A 13,759-nucleotide genomic window follows, 5' to 3' on the forward strand; every position below is an offset into this window, starting at 1 on the left:
ACATGCCGCAACGCTTCGGCAACGGCATACCCGTCTGGAGAGGGGCAGGCTTTCCCCCTCGATGACCGTTGATTTCGCCCTTTGAAAACGCTCTCGCATGCCACAAACCAGACACTGACAGCGTAGGAGCCCTTTGCGCCGTACTCAAGCCGGATTGCGCCCATCCCGGTTCACGCATCACCGGAATCCCTTCTCACCCGGCGCGTGGTGAGCGCTGACCGGCCTGCCGGGCCAGGCCTTCGCCGGGGCACGAGTCCCTGGGCGAGGACTCAGTCCAGCTCGCTCTGCACGGCTTCCAACACCTCGCGATAAAGCCCCTGCAAGCGCTCTGCGGCGGCTCCATCCAGTTGCTCGAGCTGCAGGCGCTGAGCGAACACCTCCTCGGCGCTGAGTTCGTCCAGGGTCTCCCGGGCCATTGCGTTCAGCGCGGCACTGGCCGTGCCGCGCTCGCGGCGGATACGCAGCACCTCCACCGGCAGCCCCTCGCACAGCGCGGCGATGCGCTGCTGCAGGTCGCTCAGGTAGTCGTCGCCGCGCACCCGCACCTCCAGCCACACCGGCAGCTCGCGGCTGCCCTGGGCGGCCGCCTCGGCAATCGCCAGTTGCAGCTCCCCTAGCGAGCCCGCCACCGACAGCAACGGCTGGAAGCGCGGCACCGCCAGCGCGGTTACCTGGCGCAGGTCGCCGTCGCCCAGTTCGACCAACAGCACCTCCTTCTGCTGACGGGCCTCGTCGAAGCTCAGCGGGATCGGCGAGCCGCAGTAGCGGACGTGCTCCAGGCCGCCGACCTTCTGCGGCCGATGAATGTGCCCCAGGGCGATATAGGCGGCCGGCGGGAAGGCACTGGTGGGAAAGGCCTCCAGGCTGCCGACGTAGATCTCGCGCACCGACTCGCTGGCGCTGGCGCCGACGGTGGTCAGGTGCCCGGTGGCGATGATCGGCAGGGTGCCGCCCAGCTCGTCGCGCTTGGCCTCGGCCAGGGCATACAGCGCCTGGTAGTGCCGGGCGATCGCCTGCTGCAGGGACTGCTGCTTGTCCACGGCGCTCTGCCCGGCCTGACTCAGCAGCACATCGCGCGGGCGGATGAAGGGAATGCCGCAGAGGATCGCCCCGGGCCGGCCGTCGCGGCGCCCTAGCACCACCAGCTGCTCGGCCGGATCGGCGCACACGCCGGGAATCACCCGGGTGCCCAGCTGGGCCAGCAGGGTCTTGCTCTCGCCGAGCATGGCCACCGAGTCGTGGTTGCCGCCGAGCACCACCAATGCGCAACCAGTGGCGCTCAGCTCGACCACGAAACGGTTGTACTGCTCGCGGGCATAGCTGGGCGGCGCGCCGGTGTCGAACACGTCGCCGGCGATCACCAGGGCGTCGACCTCATGCGCGCGCACCTGCTCGACCAGCCAGGCGCAGAAGGCCCCATGCTCGGCCTGGCGGGTCTTACCCATGAAGTGCTGGCCCAGGTGCCAGTCGGAAGTGTGGAGGAGGCGCAGGCTCACATCGCCCACTCCTGCACCACCATATGGGTCTTGACCCGCTGCATCTGCGGGAAGCGCTCGATTTCGTCGCGGATCTCGCTGAGCCGCGCCATGGACGCCGCCTCCACGTAGACCAGCATGTCGGTCTCGCCGCTGATGCCGCAGCAGCGGCGTATCTCCGGGAAGGCGCGCATGCGCTCGACGTAGTCCTGGCAACGGCCATCCTTGTAGAAGAGTTCGAAGAACGCCTTGACCGCACCGCCCTCGGCCTCGGCGACCCGGGCGTGATAGCCCTGGATCACCCCGCTCTGTTCCAGGTGGCGGATGCGTTCGCCGACCGCCGACCGCGACAGGTTGACGTCGCGGGCGATCTGGCTGACAGGGGTGCGCGCGTCGCTGCGCAGCAGGGCGAGGATCTGGCGATCGAACTTGTCCACGGGGCTCAGGTATATCCGGCAGTTTGAAGGGCAATGGCGGCGATTCGCCGGTTAAAGCCGGCAGCTTGCGCCGGGCCGGCGGCTTAACATGGCGGCATTCATCGAAAGGACACGAGCATACCCCATGAGCCGTCTGAACAAGGAACTCGGCCTGCTGCAAGGCATCGCCCTGCTGAGCACTTCGCTGCTCGGCACCGGCATCTTCGTGGTGCCGGCACTGGCCGCCACCGCCGCCGGCACGGCGTCGCTGTGGGCCTGGCTGATCCTCATCGCCCTGGTGCTGCCGGTGGCCTTCACCTTCGCCCAACTGGGCCGGCGCTTTCCCCATGCCGGCGGCGCGCCGCATCTGATCGGCCGCGCCTTCGGCCCGCGCCTGGAACGCATCAGCGCCTGGCTGTTCCTCGCCGTATTGCCGGTCGGCCTGCCCGCGGCGCTGAACATCGCCAGCGGCTTCTGGCAGGCGCTGTTCGACCTGACACCGGCCCAGGCGCTGCTCATCCAGCTCGCCACCCTGCTCGCCATCCTGGTGCTCGGCCAGCGCCCGGCCAAGGCCTCCGGCCTGGTGCAAGGCGCCATCGCCCTGGCGATCATCGCCACCGTCGCGCTGATCTGGTGGCTCGGCGAGCTGCCGCTGGCCAACCAGCCGCTGCTGCCGCCCATCGCGGGAAGCTGGCAGCTGCTGCCGGCCGCACTGGGGGTGATGTTCTGGTGCTTCGTCGGCATCGAGGCCTTCACCCACCTGGGCGAGGAGTTCAAGCGTCCCGAGCGCGACTTTCCCCTGGCCCTGCTGCTCGGCGTACTGCTGGCCGGGCTGGTGTACTGGGCCTGTTCGGTGGCGGTGCTGAGCTTCGGCGTCTACGGCAACCTGGACTCGGACGCCGCCTCGCTGCCGCGTCTGCTCGACCTGCTGCTGGGCAGCGAGGCCCGCTGGCTCAGCGCGCTGGTCGGCTACCTGGCCTGTTTCGCCTCGATGAACGTCTATATCCAGGGTTTCGCCCGGCTGCTGTGGAGCCTGGCCGACGAAGGCAAGCTGCCCGGCGGCCTGGCCCGGCGCAACGAACACGGCGTGCCGGCCCGCGCCCTGCTGCTGGTGGTGCTGGGCTGCGCCCTGTGCGCGACCCTGGCCTGGAGCCTGTCGCTGTCGCTGGATCAGCTGATCCGCTACGCCAACGGCAACTTCGTGCTGATCTACCTGCTGAGCATGGCCGCAGGCGCGGTGCTGCTCGAGGGCCTGTGGCGCTGGCTGGCCGCCTTCAGCACCCTGCTCTGCAGCCTGGTGCTGGCGATGCTCGGCCTCGAGGCCTGGTATGCCCTGGGGCTGCTGGCCGCTCTCGCGGCGCTGGACGGCGCCCGCGGCCTGCACCTGCGCAAGCTCCCGGGCGGCACACGGCCCTCGGCCTGACCCAGGCCGGGGCGCCCCGCGGGGTGACCGCGCACGACACCTGGCTCTATGCTTGGGGCAGACCCGCCGAAAGGAAGCCCCATGCGCCGCGTGCTCAAAGACCTGAAGATCATCCTCCTGGCCAACCTGTGGATAGTGCCGGTGGTGGCCGGCCTGGTGGGGGCGCTGTTCTACTTCGTGGCACCACCACCGCCACTGCACGCGACCATGGCCACCGGCGTCGAGGGCGGTGGCTACCGGGCATTCGCCGAGCAACTCAGGGACGAGTTGGCCAAGCAGGGTTTCGAACTGACCCTGCAACCCAGCGCCGGCTCGCGGGACAATCTCGAACGCCTGCTGGCCGATGAGCCTCAGGTGCAGATCGCCCTGGTGCAGAGCGGCCTGGAGCGCCAGTTCGAGGCCGACGACCAGGCCCGCCTGGAGAGCCTCGGCGCGGTATACCAGGAGCCCCTGTGGCTGTTCCTGCGTCGGGATGTGCACTTCGAGTTACTATCCGACCTGCTGCCCCTGCGCCTGGCACTGGGCGGCGCCGGCAGCGGCACCCGCGCCGCCAGCGAGGCGGTTCTGGCGGTCAACGGCATCGCCGCCGAACAGTACCCGAGCCACTGGCAGACCCTGGGAGGCAGCAAGGCGGAACAGGCCCTGAACGCCGGCGAGCTGGACGCCGCCTTCTTCGTCAGCCCGGCGGGCAACGCGCGGATACAGCGCCTGGCCGCCAACCCCGACCTGGTTCTGGCACATTTCCGCCGTGCCGCGGCCTACCAGGCGCACCTGCCGTTCCTCAAACAACTCAGGATCGGCGAAGGCCTGCTCAACCTCGAGCTGAACACCCCGGCCCGGCCGACGGACATCCTCTCGCCGGTGGCCACCCTGGTGGTCAACCAGGATTTCCACCCCGGTCTGGCGCCACTGATCCTCGAGGCGGCCCGCGAGGTGATGAAGAGCGGTAGCCTGCTGGCCCCGGCCGGCAGCTTCCCCAGCGCCGAGCCGCGGACCTTCTCCCTGTCCCGCGACGCCGCGCACTACTACCAGAACGGCCTGCCCCTGCTGCAACGCTACCTGCCGTTTCGCATCGCCTCCCTGGCCGACCGCTACATCATCCTGCTGATCCCCCTGCTGATGGTGCTGATCCCCCTGTTCAAGGCGGTCGGCCCGCTCTACCGCTGGCGCATTCGCGCGCGCATCTACCGCTGGTACAAGTACCTGCGCGAGATCGACCGGCAGCTGGACGCCGGCACCCTGCCCGAACGTCTGGGCAGCGAGATCGCGCGTCTGGAGCAGTTGCAGGACGAGCTGGCCAAGGTCGAGGTGCCGCTGTCCTACTCCAACGAGCTGTACGAGTTGCATATGCACCTGCGCTACGTGATCGAGCGCCTGCAGACCCTGCAGCGGCGACGGGCGACCCAGGCCGAGTCGCTCGGGTAAACTGCGCGGCACTGTCGCGCCGCTGCCAACCGGCAGCGGCTAGCTCCACGCCCCGTTCACCGCCGAAGCTTGCCAAGAGAACCGCCATGCCGATCCGTCATTGCATCGTCCACCTGATCGACAAGAAGCCCGATGGCTCCCCCGCCGTGCTGCATGCCCGCGACACCGAGCTGGGTGCCTCCCAGGCCATCGAGAACCTGCTCGCCGACCTCAACGAGAGCTATAACGCCAAGCAGGGCAAGGCCTGGGGCCTGTTCCACGAAGAGTCCACGGCCTTTCCGTTCAGCGGCTGGCTGAAGGCCTACCTCGACGACAACCAGGACTTCACCGCCTTCAGCCGCCAGGCGGTCGAACACCTGCAGAAGCTGATGGAGGAGTCCAATCTATCGGCCGGCGGCCATGTGCTGTTCGCCCACTACCAGCAGGGCATGACCGAGTACCTGGCCATCGCCCTGCTGCACCACAGCGAGGGCGTGGCGGTGACCGAGAGCCTGGACGTGACCCCGGCCAAGCACCTGGACCTCGGCCAGCTGCACCTGGCGGCGCGTATCAACATTTCCGAGTGGCGCAACAACGCCAACTCCAAGCAGTACATCTCCTTTATCAAGGGCAAGAACGGCAAGAAGGTCTCGGAATACTTCCGCGACTTCATCGGCTGCCAGGAGGGCGTCGACGGCCCCGGCGAGACCCGCACCCTGCTCAAGGCCTTCAGCGACTTCGTGGAGAGCGAGGACCTGCCGGAAGAGTCGGCGCGGGAGAAGACCAAGGCCCTGGTCGACTACGCCAGCAGCCAGGCCAAGCAGGGCGAGCCGATGACCCTGCAGGAGCTCTCCGGGCTGATCGACGAGGAGCGTCCCCAGGCCTTCTACGAGCATATCCGCAACAAGGACTACGGCCTGTCGCCGGAGATTCCGCCGGACAAGCGCACCCTCAACCAGTTCCGCCGCTTCACCGGCCGCGCCGAGGGCCTGTCGATCAGCTTCGAGTCGCACCTGCTCGGCTCGAAGATCGAGTACGACGAGGCCCAGGACTGCCTGATCATCCGCCACCTGCCGACCCAGCTGACCGATCAGCTCAAGCGCCGCAAGGACTGAATGTCGCGAGGGCGCCCCCCCGCAAGGGGCCCCCATGCCGACGGCCATCGGCGCCCCAACTGCTAGAGTCAAACAGGCACCCACGCCGTTTTCCGAGGTGCCGATATGCGCGAACCCGACCGACCTGCTGGCGTCCGCCAGGGCGCCAACCTTACCCAGCCGCGGCACCATGGCCGCCTGGGCTGAGGCGCGGGCGCTGTGCCTGTGCGCCCTGGTACTGCTGCAGAGCGGCCCCAGCAGGGCGCAGAGCACGCCCCCGGCGGCGGCCCTGCACTCGAACGAGGCCCGCTTCGTCACCGCCAACGCCGAGTTCACCCTGTTGCACGAGATGGGCCATCTGCTGATCGCCGAACTGCAACTGCCGGTGCTCGGCCGCGAGGAAGACGCCGCCGACCAGCTGGGTTTCATCAGCCTGTTCCTCTCCTACGACCGCCACCACGACGCCGGCTTCTACGCCAAGCTGCTGGATATCGCCGACTACTGGCGCCTGGAATGGCAGCGGCCGAAACCGGCCTACGAAGAGGTACATGCCTGGGACAGCCACGGCCTGGATGCCCAGCGCTTCTATAACCTGGCGTGCCTGATCTATGGCAGCGATCCGGATGACCTGGAGTGGGTGCCGCACATCACCGGCCTGCCGGTGGAACGCGCGCTGTACTGCGACCAGGAGTATGCCCAGGTGCGCCGGGCCCTGGCCTGGGTCGCGCAGCAACACGGACGGCCGCCGGGCACGCCGCCGGAGCATCGCCTGAAGGTGCTCTACGACCCGCCCAGCCCGCGCCTCAAGGACGGCCCGCGGCTGCTCGAATGGGTGCGCGAGTCCGGGGTGGTAGAGGCCATCGCCGAGCGCGTCAGCCAGGCCTACCGCCTCCCCCGCCCGCTGACCCTGCGCCTGAGCAACTGCGGCGCCGCGGACGCCTGGTACAGTCGCAACGGCGCCGAGGTCGTGCTCTGCTACGAGAGCCTGGCGCATTTCCGCAGCCTGGCCAGGCAGCTGCCGCGCCTGCGCCAGGCCGAGCCGGACTAGCTAGCGCGTCTCGAGGCGAAAGCCCAGACGCGGGAAGTGCACATGCACGACGCCGGCACGCGGGTCTTCGCGGCGCAGGATCAGCTCCTCGGCGCCGCAGAACAGCAGCTCGCCCTCGACCGGATCGACGCCGTAATCCACGGCCGCGATCGCCACCCGCTGCCCGGGCGCAAAGCCGTTGGGATCGACGAAGGCCTCCTCCGGCAGCGCCGCCGGCGGCGCCTCGCGCGCCACCGCGATGGCCTCCTCGGCACTCATCTCGCTGAGCGAACCGTGGCCGAAGCCCAGCACCCGCGCCAGCCAGGCGGCGATCTCCGGGTAGTCGTCGACCAGCGGCGCGGTCACCGGCGTGCCGCGCAGGAACCACAGCGCATGGGCCAGGGCGAAGTCGGCCAGCGAGGGCTCGCCGAACAGGAAGTCGCCCTCCTCACGCGCCAATTGCTGCTGCAGGCGCGCCATCAGGGTCGGCCACTGGTGCTTGGCCTGCTCCAGCGGCAGGCGGGAGGCCTGGCCGCCGCTGAACAGCGCGCCGCGGTCGGCCATGAAGCTCTTGAGGAACTCCGGCGGCAGCGTGGCGAAGCGCACGGCGATGGACTCGGGTTGGAACACCAGGCTCACCGCGTGCTGAAACACTACGGAGTCGGCCCACTGGGCGAGACTCGCGACATTGAACTCCTGGCCCTCGGGGAACAGCGTCGGGGTGAGCTTCTCCGCCTCCAGGCGCCGGGCGATCAGCGCCGTATCGCAGTAGATGTCGGCGCCGACCTGCAACACCGGGGTCTTGCGGTAGCCGCCGGTCAGCGCGGTCAGGTCCGGCTTGGGCATCAGCGGCGGGATCATCACCGAACGCCAGGACAGCTGCTTGAAGCCCAGCATCAGGCGGGCCTTCTCGGCGAACGGCGAGGTCGGATAATGGTGCAGGATCAACTCGTGCATGACTGGCTCCGTGTCGCTAGGGGGAAGTAGCAAGCTTACCCGGCCGGCCGGCGCCGGCCTACCTGCCTAGCCTGATAGTACGCCATCAGGCGCACCGATAAGGCCGCCGGCGGCGACCAGGGCCTCCTTGGCCGCCTTGCCCAGGCGCTTGATCGCCCGCTCGCGGCGCAGGGCGTCGCCCTTGCCGGCACAGGCCTCGGTGTAGACCAGGGCCACCGCCGGGCTGGAATGGAAGAAGCGCGCGCCCTTGCCGCTGCGGTGCTGGACGAAGCGCCGCTGCGGGTCGTCGCTGATGCCGCAGTACAGCGCGCCGTTGCCGGCGCGCACCAGGTAGACGAACCAGACCTTGCCCCCCGCCTCACTCATCGGCGGAAAACCACTCCCGGGCCGAGCGCCACAGGCAGATGCCGACGAAATAGGCCGAGGCCGACAGCCAGATCGCCAGCAGCCAGATCGGCTGGCTGGGGTAGCGCAGGATCAGCGCCAGGCAGGCGAGCATCCACACCAGGGTCACGGCGATATTGAGCGGCATGAACTGGCGGACGCGGAAGGGGTGGAGGAACTTCATCCGCGTGAGGGTCAGCCCCGCGAGCAGGAGGATGGTGGCAAAACTCAGCCAGGGGACGAAATCCAGCAGGTAGAGGTAGACCACCACCACGTTCCACGCAGCCGGAAAGCCGACGAAGTAGTTGTCCTGGCTCTTCATGTTGACGTTGCAGAAGCAGAACAGCGACGACAGCAGGATCAGCCCGACCGCCGGCAACAGGGTGTAGTCGGGCAGTGGCACGAAGCGATAGACGAAGATCGCCGGAATGAACACATAGGTGAGGTAGTCGATCACCAGGTCCAGGGTCACTCCGTCGAAATGCGGCAACACGCCCTTGACGTCGAACTTGCGCGCCAGGGTGCCATCCAGGCCGTCCACCAGCAGGGCCAGGCCGAGCCACAGCAGGCAGGTTTGCGGCCGCCCGTCGAGCACCGCCAGCAACGCCAGCAGCGCGAGAATCACCCCGCTGGCGGTCACCGCGTGCACGGTCCAGGCCTTGGCCTTGTTCAACGATAGCAGCAGTTCACTCACGGTCGGGCTTCCTGAAAGGCGACGCTCATGGTCATCGGACAGCGCGGCTGTGCAGGCCGTCGCTATCTTGGATGAAAGCACGGGGCACAGAGATTACCACCGCCCCCGGTCACCTACCTAGGCAGCCGCACCAGGCGCCGCTAGCGCGTAGCCCTGAATTGCGCCAAGCCCTTGAGCGCCTGACGGCGGATGGCCTGCTGCACCGGCGGCGCCCAGCCCAGCACCCACCCCTTGAGCCCCAGGGCCTGACGAGACCAGCGCCACAGGTCGAAACTATCGTGGTGCTCGATGATCTTGCCGTCGCGGAACAGGAAGTGCGCCTCGATTGGGTTGACCACGCGCCGGCCGGTCTGGCCGAACCGATAACGGGCGACCCAGCGGGCACTGCCCTGGCGATCGTCCGCCTGCACCCGGTCGAAGGTCAGGGAAAAGTCCTGGGCCCGCGCCGTGAGCATGCGCCACATGTCCGCCGCTGCGGCACCGCGCAGATCCTCGAACACCGGATCGCCGAAACGCACGTCCTCGGCGTAGCAGGTGGCCATGGTTTCGGCGTCCAGTTGCTGGAAGGCCCGGTAGAACCGGCTGATCAGTTCGACATTGGGATGACGCATAGGCCCGGCTCCAAAGATATAAGCCCATGAGTATGGGTGCAGCTACGCCGCGACGCGATTGGCGTAATCGACAATCTTGTGTCAATAATCGCCATCCTCCTGTCGACTGCCTACCCCATGCTCCAGATCGCGCTGCATGTCTGCCCGCAAACCTTGTGCTCCAGCCTGAGCATGGCCCACGATGCCTTCGCCCTGGCCAACCGCCTGGCCGGACGGCCAGTGTTCAATCTGCAGCGCTTCAGCGCCGATGCCCGGCCGGTCGAACTGGAGTTCGCCTGCATCCGGGTCGACGGCGGCCTGGAGCTGGCAACCCGCGCCGAGCTGCTGATAGTGCCGGCGACCGGCAGCGCCATCGACAGCAACCTGACCGCGAATGCCGCGTTCCTGGCCTGGCTGGCGCAGCGCCCCGTCCACCAGCAGATCGCCAGCCTATGCAGCAGCGCCTTCCTGCTCGCCGCCGCCGGCTTGCTCGACGGTCGCCGGGCCACCACCCACTGGGCCCTGGCCGATGCGTTCCGCAGACGCTTCCCGCGGGTTGCGCTGGATGTCGAGCAGATGCTCTGCCACGACGGCAACCTGCTCAGCTCCGGCGGCGCCCATGCCGGCCTGGACCTGTGCCTGTACCTGATCGCCCGGCATGCAGGGGATGACCTGGCGCGGCAAGTTGCCAACGCCCTGGTGTTCGACAGCCCGCGCGGCCAGCAAGCGCGCTTCGCTCCGCTGCTCCCCCAGGACAGTCGCGACGACCCGCAGCTCGGCCCGCTGCTGCACTGGCTGCATCAGCATCACGCCGAACCGATCGACCTCAACCGCCTGGCCGCGCGGGCCAACTGCTCGCCACGCACCCTGCTGCGACGCTTCAAGGCCAGCACCGGGCTGACGCCCAACGACTATCTGCAGCGCCTGCGCATCACTGCCGCGCAGCGCGCCCTGAGCGACCCGACGCACTCTCTGGAGCAGATTGCCGAGCGGGTCGGCTACGGCGACCGCGCGACCTTCGCCAAACGCTTCAAGCAGCTGTGCGGAGAGTCTCCGGGCGCCTTCCGCCAGCGCCTGCGCCAAACGGCCTGAGCCGCGGCTGTGGCCCGGCAGGCCGAACACGGCCGCATAAAAAAGGGAGCCTCCTGGCTCCCCTTTTTATGCGGCACGTTACCGATGGGTCAGTGCAGGATCTGGCTGAGGAACAGCTGGGTGCGCTCGTTCTTCGGGTTGGTGAAGAAGGTGTCCGGGTCGGCCTCCTCGACGATCTCGCCCTTGTCGAGGAACAGCACCCGATTGGCCACGGTACGGGCGAAGCCCATCTCGTGGGTCACGCAGAGCATGGTCATGCCGTCTTCGGCCAGGCCGACCATGGTGTCCAGCACTTCCTTGACCATTTCCGGGTCGAGGGCCGAGGTCGGCTCGTCGAACAGCATGATCTTCGGTTTCATGCACAGCGCCCGGGCGATCGCCACGCGCTGCTGCTGGCCGCCGGACAGCTGCCCCGGATACTTGCCGGCCTGCTCCGGGATGCGCACGCGCTCCAGGTAATGCATGGCCACCTCCTCGGCCTCGCGCTTGGGCATCTTGCGTACCCACATCGGCGCCAGGGTGCAGTTCTGCAGCACGGTGAGGTGGGGGAACAGGTTGAAGTGCTGGAACACCATGCCGACCTCGCGGCGCACCGCCTCGATGTGCTTGAGGTCGTGGGTCAGCTCGGTGCCGTCGATGACGATGCGCCCCTGCTGATGTTCCTCCAGGCGGTTGAGGCAGCGGATGGCGGTGGACTTGCCCGAACCGGACGGGCCGCAGAGGACGATGCGCTCGCCCTGCTGCACGTTCAGGTTGATGTCCTTGAGCACATGGAACTGGCCGTACCACTTGTGCACGCCGTCCATCTGGATGATCCCCGGCGCGGCGCTGATCGACTGCTTGATAGCTTCACTCATGACATAACTCCTAACGCTTGTGGCCAGTGTCCAGCTTGCGCTCCAGGTGCATGGAGTAGCGGGACATACCAAAACAGAAAATCCAGAAAATCAGCGCCGCGAACACATAGCCCTCGGTGGCCATGCCCAGCCAGGCCGGGTCGGTGGTCGCCTGCTTGATGCTGTTGAGCAGGTCGAACAGGCCGATGATGATCACCAGGCTGGTGTCCTTGAACAGGGCGATGAAGGTGTTGACGATGCCGGGAATCACCAGTTTCAGGGCCTGCGGCAGGATCACCAGCCCCATCATCCGCCAATAGCCCAGGCCCATGGCCGCGGCCGCCTCGTACTGCCCCTTGGGGATGGCCTGCAGACCGCCACGCACCACCTCGGCGATATAGGCCGACTGGAACAGGATCACCCCGATCAAGGCGCGCATCAGTTTGTCGAAGCTGAGCCCTTCCGGCAGGAACAGCGGCAGCATCACCGAGGACATGAACAGCACGGTGATCAGCGGCACGCCGCGCCAGAACTCGATGAAGGTCACGCACAGCACGCGGATCGCCGGCATGTCCGAACGCCGACCGAGGGCCAGCACTATGCCCAATGGCAGGGCGCCGGCTATGCCCACCGAGGCGATCACCAGGGTCAGCATCAGACCGCCCCAGCGGCTGGTCGGCACGGTCGACAGACCGAAGAAGCCGCCGTGCAGCAACCAGTAGGCCAGCAGCGGATACAGCACCAGGAAGGCCAGGCCGTACACGGCCTTGCGCGGCATCTGCGGGATGAACAGCGGCGCCGCGCCGATGACCGCCATCCACAGGGTGAGGTCGACACGCCAGCGCAGGGTCTCCGGGTAGAAGCCGTACATGAACTGGCCGATACGCTGCTGCACGAACACCCAGCAGGCGCCGTCCTTGGTGCAGTCGGCCCGGGTGGTGCCGACCCAGTTGGCGTCGAGGAAGGCCCACTGGATGATCGGCGGGATGATCAGCCAGACCAGGTAGGCGGCGAACAGGGTCAGCAGGGTGTTGAACCAGTTGGAAAACAGGTTGGCACGCAGCCAGCCGAGCACGCCGACGCTCAGCACGGGTGGCGGCATGTCGGGTCTGAAGGTATGGGTTTGCATGGGCTGCTCCTTACCGCTCGATCAGCGCAATGCGCTTGTTGTACCAGTTCATCAGGATGGAAATGCTGATGCTGATGGCCAGGTAGACGCTCATGGTGATGGCGATCACCTCGATGGCCTGCCCCGTCTGGTTGAGCACGGTGCCGGCAAACAACGAGACCATGTCCGGATAGCCGATACCGGCCGCCAGGGAGGAGTTCTTCGCCAGGTTGAGGTACTGACTGGTGAGCGGCGGAATGATCACCCGCAGGGCTTGGGGAATGATCACCAGACGCAGGGTATAGCTTCCGCGCAGGCCCAGGGAGCGCGCCGCCTCGGTCTGCCCATGGCTGACCGCCATGATCCCGGAACGCACGTTCTCGGCGATAAAGGCCGCGGTGTAGATGGTCAGCGCCAGGGTCAGGGCGATCAACTCGGGGATCATCACCCAGCCGCCGCGGAAGTTGAAGCCGGCCAGCTCGGGCATGCTCCATTGCAGCGGATTACCCGCCACCGCGACTGCCAGGCCCGGCAGCCCGACTATCAGCGCCACTGCGGCGATCGACACGTGGAAGACCTTGCCGGTCGCTTCCCGGCGCGCCTTCGCCCAGCGCCCGATCAGCACGATGGCGACGACGGCGATCAACACCGCCCCGATAAAGGTGCCGAATGCGTCTGACGCGCTAGGCGCCGGCATGTACAGGCCGCGGCTGTTGAGGAAGAAGCTCTGCCCGACCTCCAGGCTCTGCCGAGGCCCGGGCAAGGACAGCATGACTGCGAAGTACCAGAAGAATATCTGCAGCAACGGCGGGATGTTACGGAAGGTCTCGATGTAGACGGTGGCCAGCCGGCTGATCAGCCAGTTATGCGAGAGCCGCGCGACGCCGAGGATGAAGCCCAGGATGGTCGCCAGCACTATGCCGATGACCGATACCAGCAGGGTGTTGAGCAGGCCGATGACGAACACCCGTCCGTAGGTGTCGCTCTCGCTGTAGTCGATCAGGTGCTGGGCGATGCCGAAGCCGGCGCTGTTGTTGAGGAAGGAGAAACCGGAGGTGATGCCGCGTTTCTCCAGGTTGGTCTGGGTGTTATCGAACAGGTACCAGCCGATCGCCATGACGGCGATGACGGCGAGAATCTGGAATATCCATGCGCGTACCTTGGGATCGGTCCAGACCGAGCCCTTGGGGTGCGAGGTATCTGCGGTATTTTGCATAGGAGCCCTCTTGGAACACCCTAGCCCGCGTCCGCGGGCCAGG

General features: G+C 67.4%; 14 protein-coding genes. 5 read left to right on the forward strand and 9 right to left on the reverse strand.

Features of this window, described 5'->3' with window-relative positions:
• Positions 1 to 269: 269 nt before the first annotated feature.
• Positions 270 to 1,490, reverse strand: coding sequence for an exonuclease subunit SbcD (sbcD, locus tag SBP02_RS15510; protein WP_318646355.1), 1,221 nt, complete (start codon positions 1,488 to 1,490; stop codon positions 270 to 272).
• A gap of 2 nt (positions 1,491 to 1,492) precedes the next feature.
• Entirely contained in the window at positions 1,493 to 1,912 is a 420-nt protein-coding gene (locus tag SBP02_RS15515) for an Lrp/AsnC family transcriptional regulator (RefSeq protein WP_318643013.1), read from the reverse strand.
• Positions 1,913 to 2,036: 124 nt separating this feature from the next.
• Between SBP02_RS15515 and yjeH the strand changes: the two genes are divergently transcribed.
• The 4 genes from yjeH to SBP02_RS15535 all read left to right on the forward strand — a co-directional run bounded on the left by yjeH (position 2,037) and on the right by SBP02_RS15535 (position 6,860).
• Positions 2,037 to 3,314, forward strand: a complete 1,278-nt coding sequence (gene yjeH / locus SBP02_RS15520; RefSeq protein WP_318643015.1) for an L-methionine/branched-chain amino acid transporter — start codon at positions 2,037 to 2,039, stop codon at positions 3,312 to 3,314.
• Positions 3,315 to 3,395: 81 nt separating this feature from the next.
• Positions 3,396 to 4,739 (forward strand): TAXI family TRAP transporter solute-binding subunit, encoded by a 1,344-nt coding sequence (locus SBP02_RS15525; RefSeq protein WP_318643017.1) that lies wholly within the window; start codon positions 3,396 to 3,398, stop codon positions 4,737 to 4,739.
• 86 nt (positions 4,740 to 4,825) lie between these two features.
• On the forward strand, positions 4,826 to 5,833 hold the full coding sequence (gene yejK / locus SBP02_RS15530; protein ID WP_318643019.1) for a nucleoid-associated protein YejK: 1,008 nt from the start codon (positions 4,826 to 4,828) through the stop codon (positions 5,831 to 5,833).
• 169 nt (positions 5,834 to 6,002) lie between these two features.
• Positions 6,003 to 6,860: a DUF4344 domain-containing metallopeptidase gene (locus SBP02_RS15535; RefSeq protein WP_318643022.1), complete on the forward strand. Its 858-nt coding sequence runs from the start codon at positions 6,003 to 6,005 to the stop codon at positions 6,858 to 6,860.
• On the opposite strand, the gene SBP02_RS15540 is transcribed toward SBP02_RS15535, so the two are convergent.
• From SBP02_RS15540 to SBP02_RS15555, 4 genes are all read right to left on the reverse strand, one after another.
• Positions 6,861 to 7,796, reverse strand: coding sequence for a glutathione S-transferase family protein (locus tag SBP02_RS15540; protein ID WP_318643024.1), 936 nt, complete (start codon positions 7,794 to 7,796; stop codon positions 6,861 to 6,863). It abuts the gene before it with no gap.
• A 66-nt stretch (positions 7,797 to 7,862) separates the two neighbouring features.
• On the reverse strand, positions 7,863 to 8,162 hold the full coding sequence (locus SBP02_RS15545) for a GIY-YIG nuclease family protein (RefSeq protein WP_318643026.1): 300 nt from the start codon (positions 8,160 to 8,162) through the stop codon (positions 7,863 to 7,865).
• On the reverse strand, positions 8,155 to 8,874 hold the full coding sequence (gene pcsA, locus SBP02_RS15550) for a phosphatidylcholine synthase (RefSeq protein ID WP_318643028.1): 720 nt from the start codon (positions 8,872 to 8,874) through the stop codon (positions 8,155 to 8,157). The genes SBP02_RS15545 and pcsA overlap by 8 nt, the downstream gene beginning before the upstream one ends.
• Before the next feature lie 140 nt (positions 8,875 to 9,014).
• Positions 9,015 to 9,485, reverse strand: a complete 471-nt coding sequence (locus SBP02_RS15555; RefSeq protein WP_318643030.1) for a nuclear transport factor 2 family protein — start codon at positions 9,483 to 9,485, stop codon at positions 9,015 to 9,017.
• A 117-nt stretch (positions 9,486 to 9,602) separates the two neighbouring features.
• Between SBP02_RS15555 and SBP02_RS15560 the strand changes: the two genes are divergently transcribed.
• Positions 9,603 to 10,556, forward strand: coding sequence for a GlxA family transcriptional regulator (locus tag SBP02_RS15560; RefSeq protein ID WP_318646356.1), 954 nt, complete (start codon positions 9,603 to 9,605; stop codon positions 10,554 to 10,556).
• 89 nt (positions 10,557 to 10,645) lie between these two features.
• Here the strand turns inward: SBP02_RS15560 and SBP02_RS15565 are convergent, their stop codons facing one another.
• The 3 genes from SBP02_RS15565 to SBP02_RS15575 are packed head-to-tail and all read right to left on the reverse strand — an operon-like array spanning position 10,646 to position 13,716.
• Positions 10,646 to 11,413 (reverse strand): amino acid ABC transporter ATP-binding protein, encoded by a 768-nt coding sequence (locus SBP02_RS15565; protein WP_318643032.1) that lies wholly within the window; start codon positions 11,411 to 11,413, stop codon positions 10,646 to 10,648.
• Between the two features lie 10 nt (positions 11,414 to 11,423).
• The gene (locus SBP02_RS15570) at positions 11,424 to 12,521 is read right to left on the reverse strand and encodes an amino acid ABC transporter permease (protein WP_318643034.1); all 1,098 of its coding nucleotides are present in this window, start codon (positions 12,519 to 12,521) and stop codon (positions 11,424 to 11,426) included.
• A 10-nt stretch (positions 12,522 to 12,531) separates the two neighbouring features.
• Positions 12,532 to 13,716 carry an amino acid ABC transporter permease gene (locus tag SBP02_RS15575; protein WP_318643036.1) on the reverse strand — a complete coding sequence of 395 codons (1,185 nt, stop codon included), beginning with the start codon at positions 13,714 to 13,716 and terminating at the stop codon, positions 12,532 to 12,534.
• Between the last annotated feature and the right edge of the window lie 43 nt (positions 13,717 to 13,759).

The organism is Pseudomonas benzenivorans (assembly GCF_033547155.1).
Classification (GTDB): domain Bacteria; phylum Pseudomonadota; class Gammaproteobacteria; order Pseudomonadales; family Pseudomonadaceae; genus Aquipseudomonas; species Aquipseudomonas benzenivorans_B.

What these genes read in the sequence shown, in the direction of transcription:
- yjeH (WP_318643015.1), top strand. Translation starts at nt 2,037, where the DNA reads ATGAGCCGTCTGAACAAGGAACTCGGCCTGCTGCAAGGCATCGCCCTG.
- SBP02_RS15525 (WP_318643017.1), top strand. Translation starts at nt 3,396, where the DNA reads ATGCGCCGCGTGCTCAAAGACCTGAAGATCATCCTCCTGGCCAACCTG.
- yejK (WP_318643019.1), top strand. Translation starts at nt 4,826, where the DNA reads ATGCCGATCCGTCATTGCATCGTCCACCTGATCGACAAGAAGCCCGAT.
- SBP02_RS15535 (WP_318643022.1), top strand. Translation starts at nt 6,003, where the DNA reads ATGGCCGCCTGGGCTGAGGCGCGGGCGCTGTGCCTGTGCGCCCTGGTA.
- SBP02_RS15540 (WP_318643024.1), bottom strand. Translation starts at nt 7,796, where the DNA reads ATGCACGAGTTGATCCTGCACCATTATCCGACCTCGCCGTTCGCCGAG.
- SBP02_RS15545 (WP_318643026.1), bottom strand. Translation starts at nt 8,162, where the DNA reads ATGAGTGAGGCGGGGGGCAAGGTCTGGTTCGTCTACCTGGTGCGCGCC.
- SBP02_RS15555 (WP_318643030.1), bottom strand. Translation starts at nt 9,485, where the DNA reads ATGCGTCATCCCAATGTCGAACTGATCAGCCGGTTCTACCGGGCCTTC.
- SBP02_RS15560 (WP_318646356.1), top strand. Translation starts at nt 9,603, where the DNA reads ATGCTCCAGATCGCGCTGCATGTCTGCCCGCAAACCTTGTGCTCCAGC.
- SBP02_RS15565 (WP_318643032.1), bottom strand. Translation starts at nt 11,413, where the DNA reads ATGAGTGAAGCTATCAAGCAGTCGATCAGCGCCGCGCCGGGGATCATC.
- SBP02_RS15570 (WP_318643034.1), bottom strand. Translation starts at nt 12,521, where the DNA reads ATGCAAACCCATACCTTCAGACCCGACATGCCGCCACCCGTGCTGAGC.
- SBP02_RS15575 (WP_318643036.1), bottom strand. Translation starts at nt 13,716, where the DNA reads ATGCAAAATACCGCAGATACCTCGCACCCCAAGGGCTCGGTCTGGACC.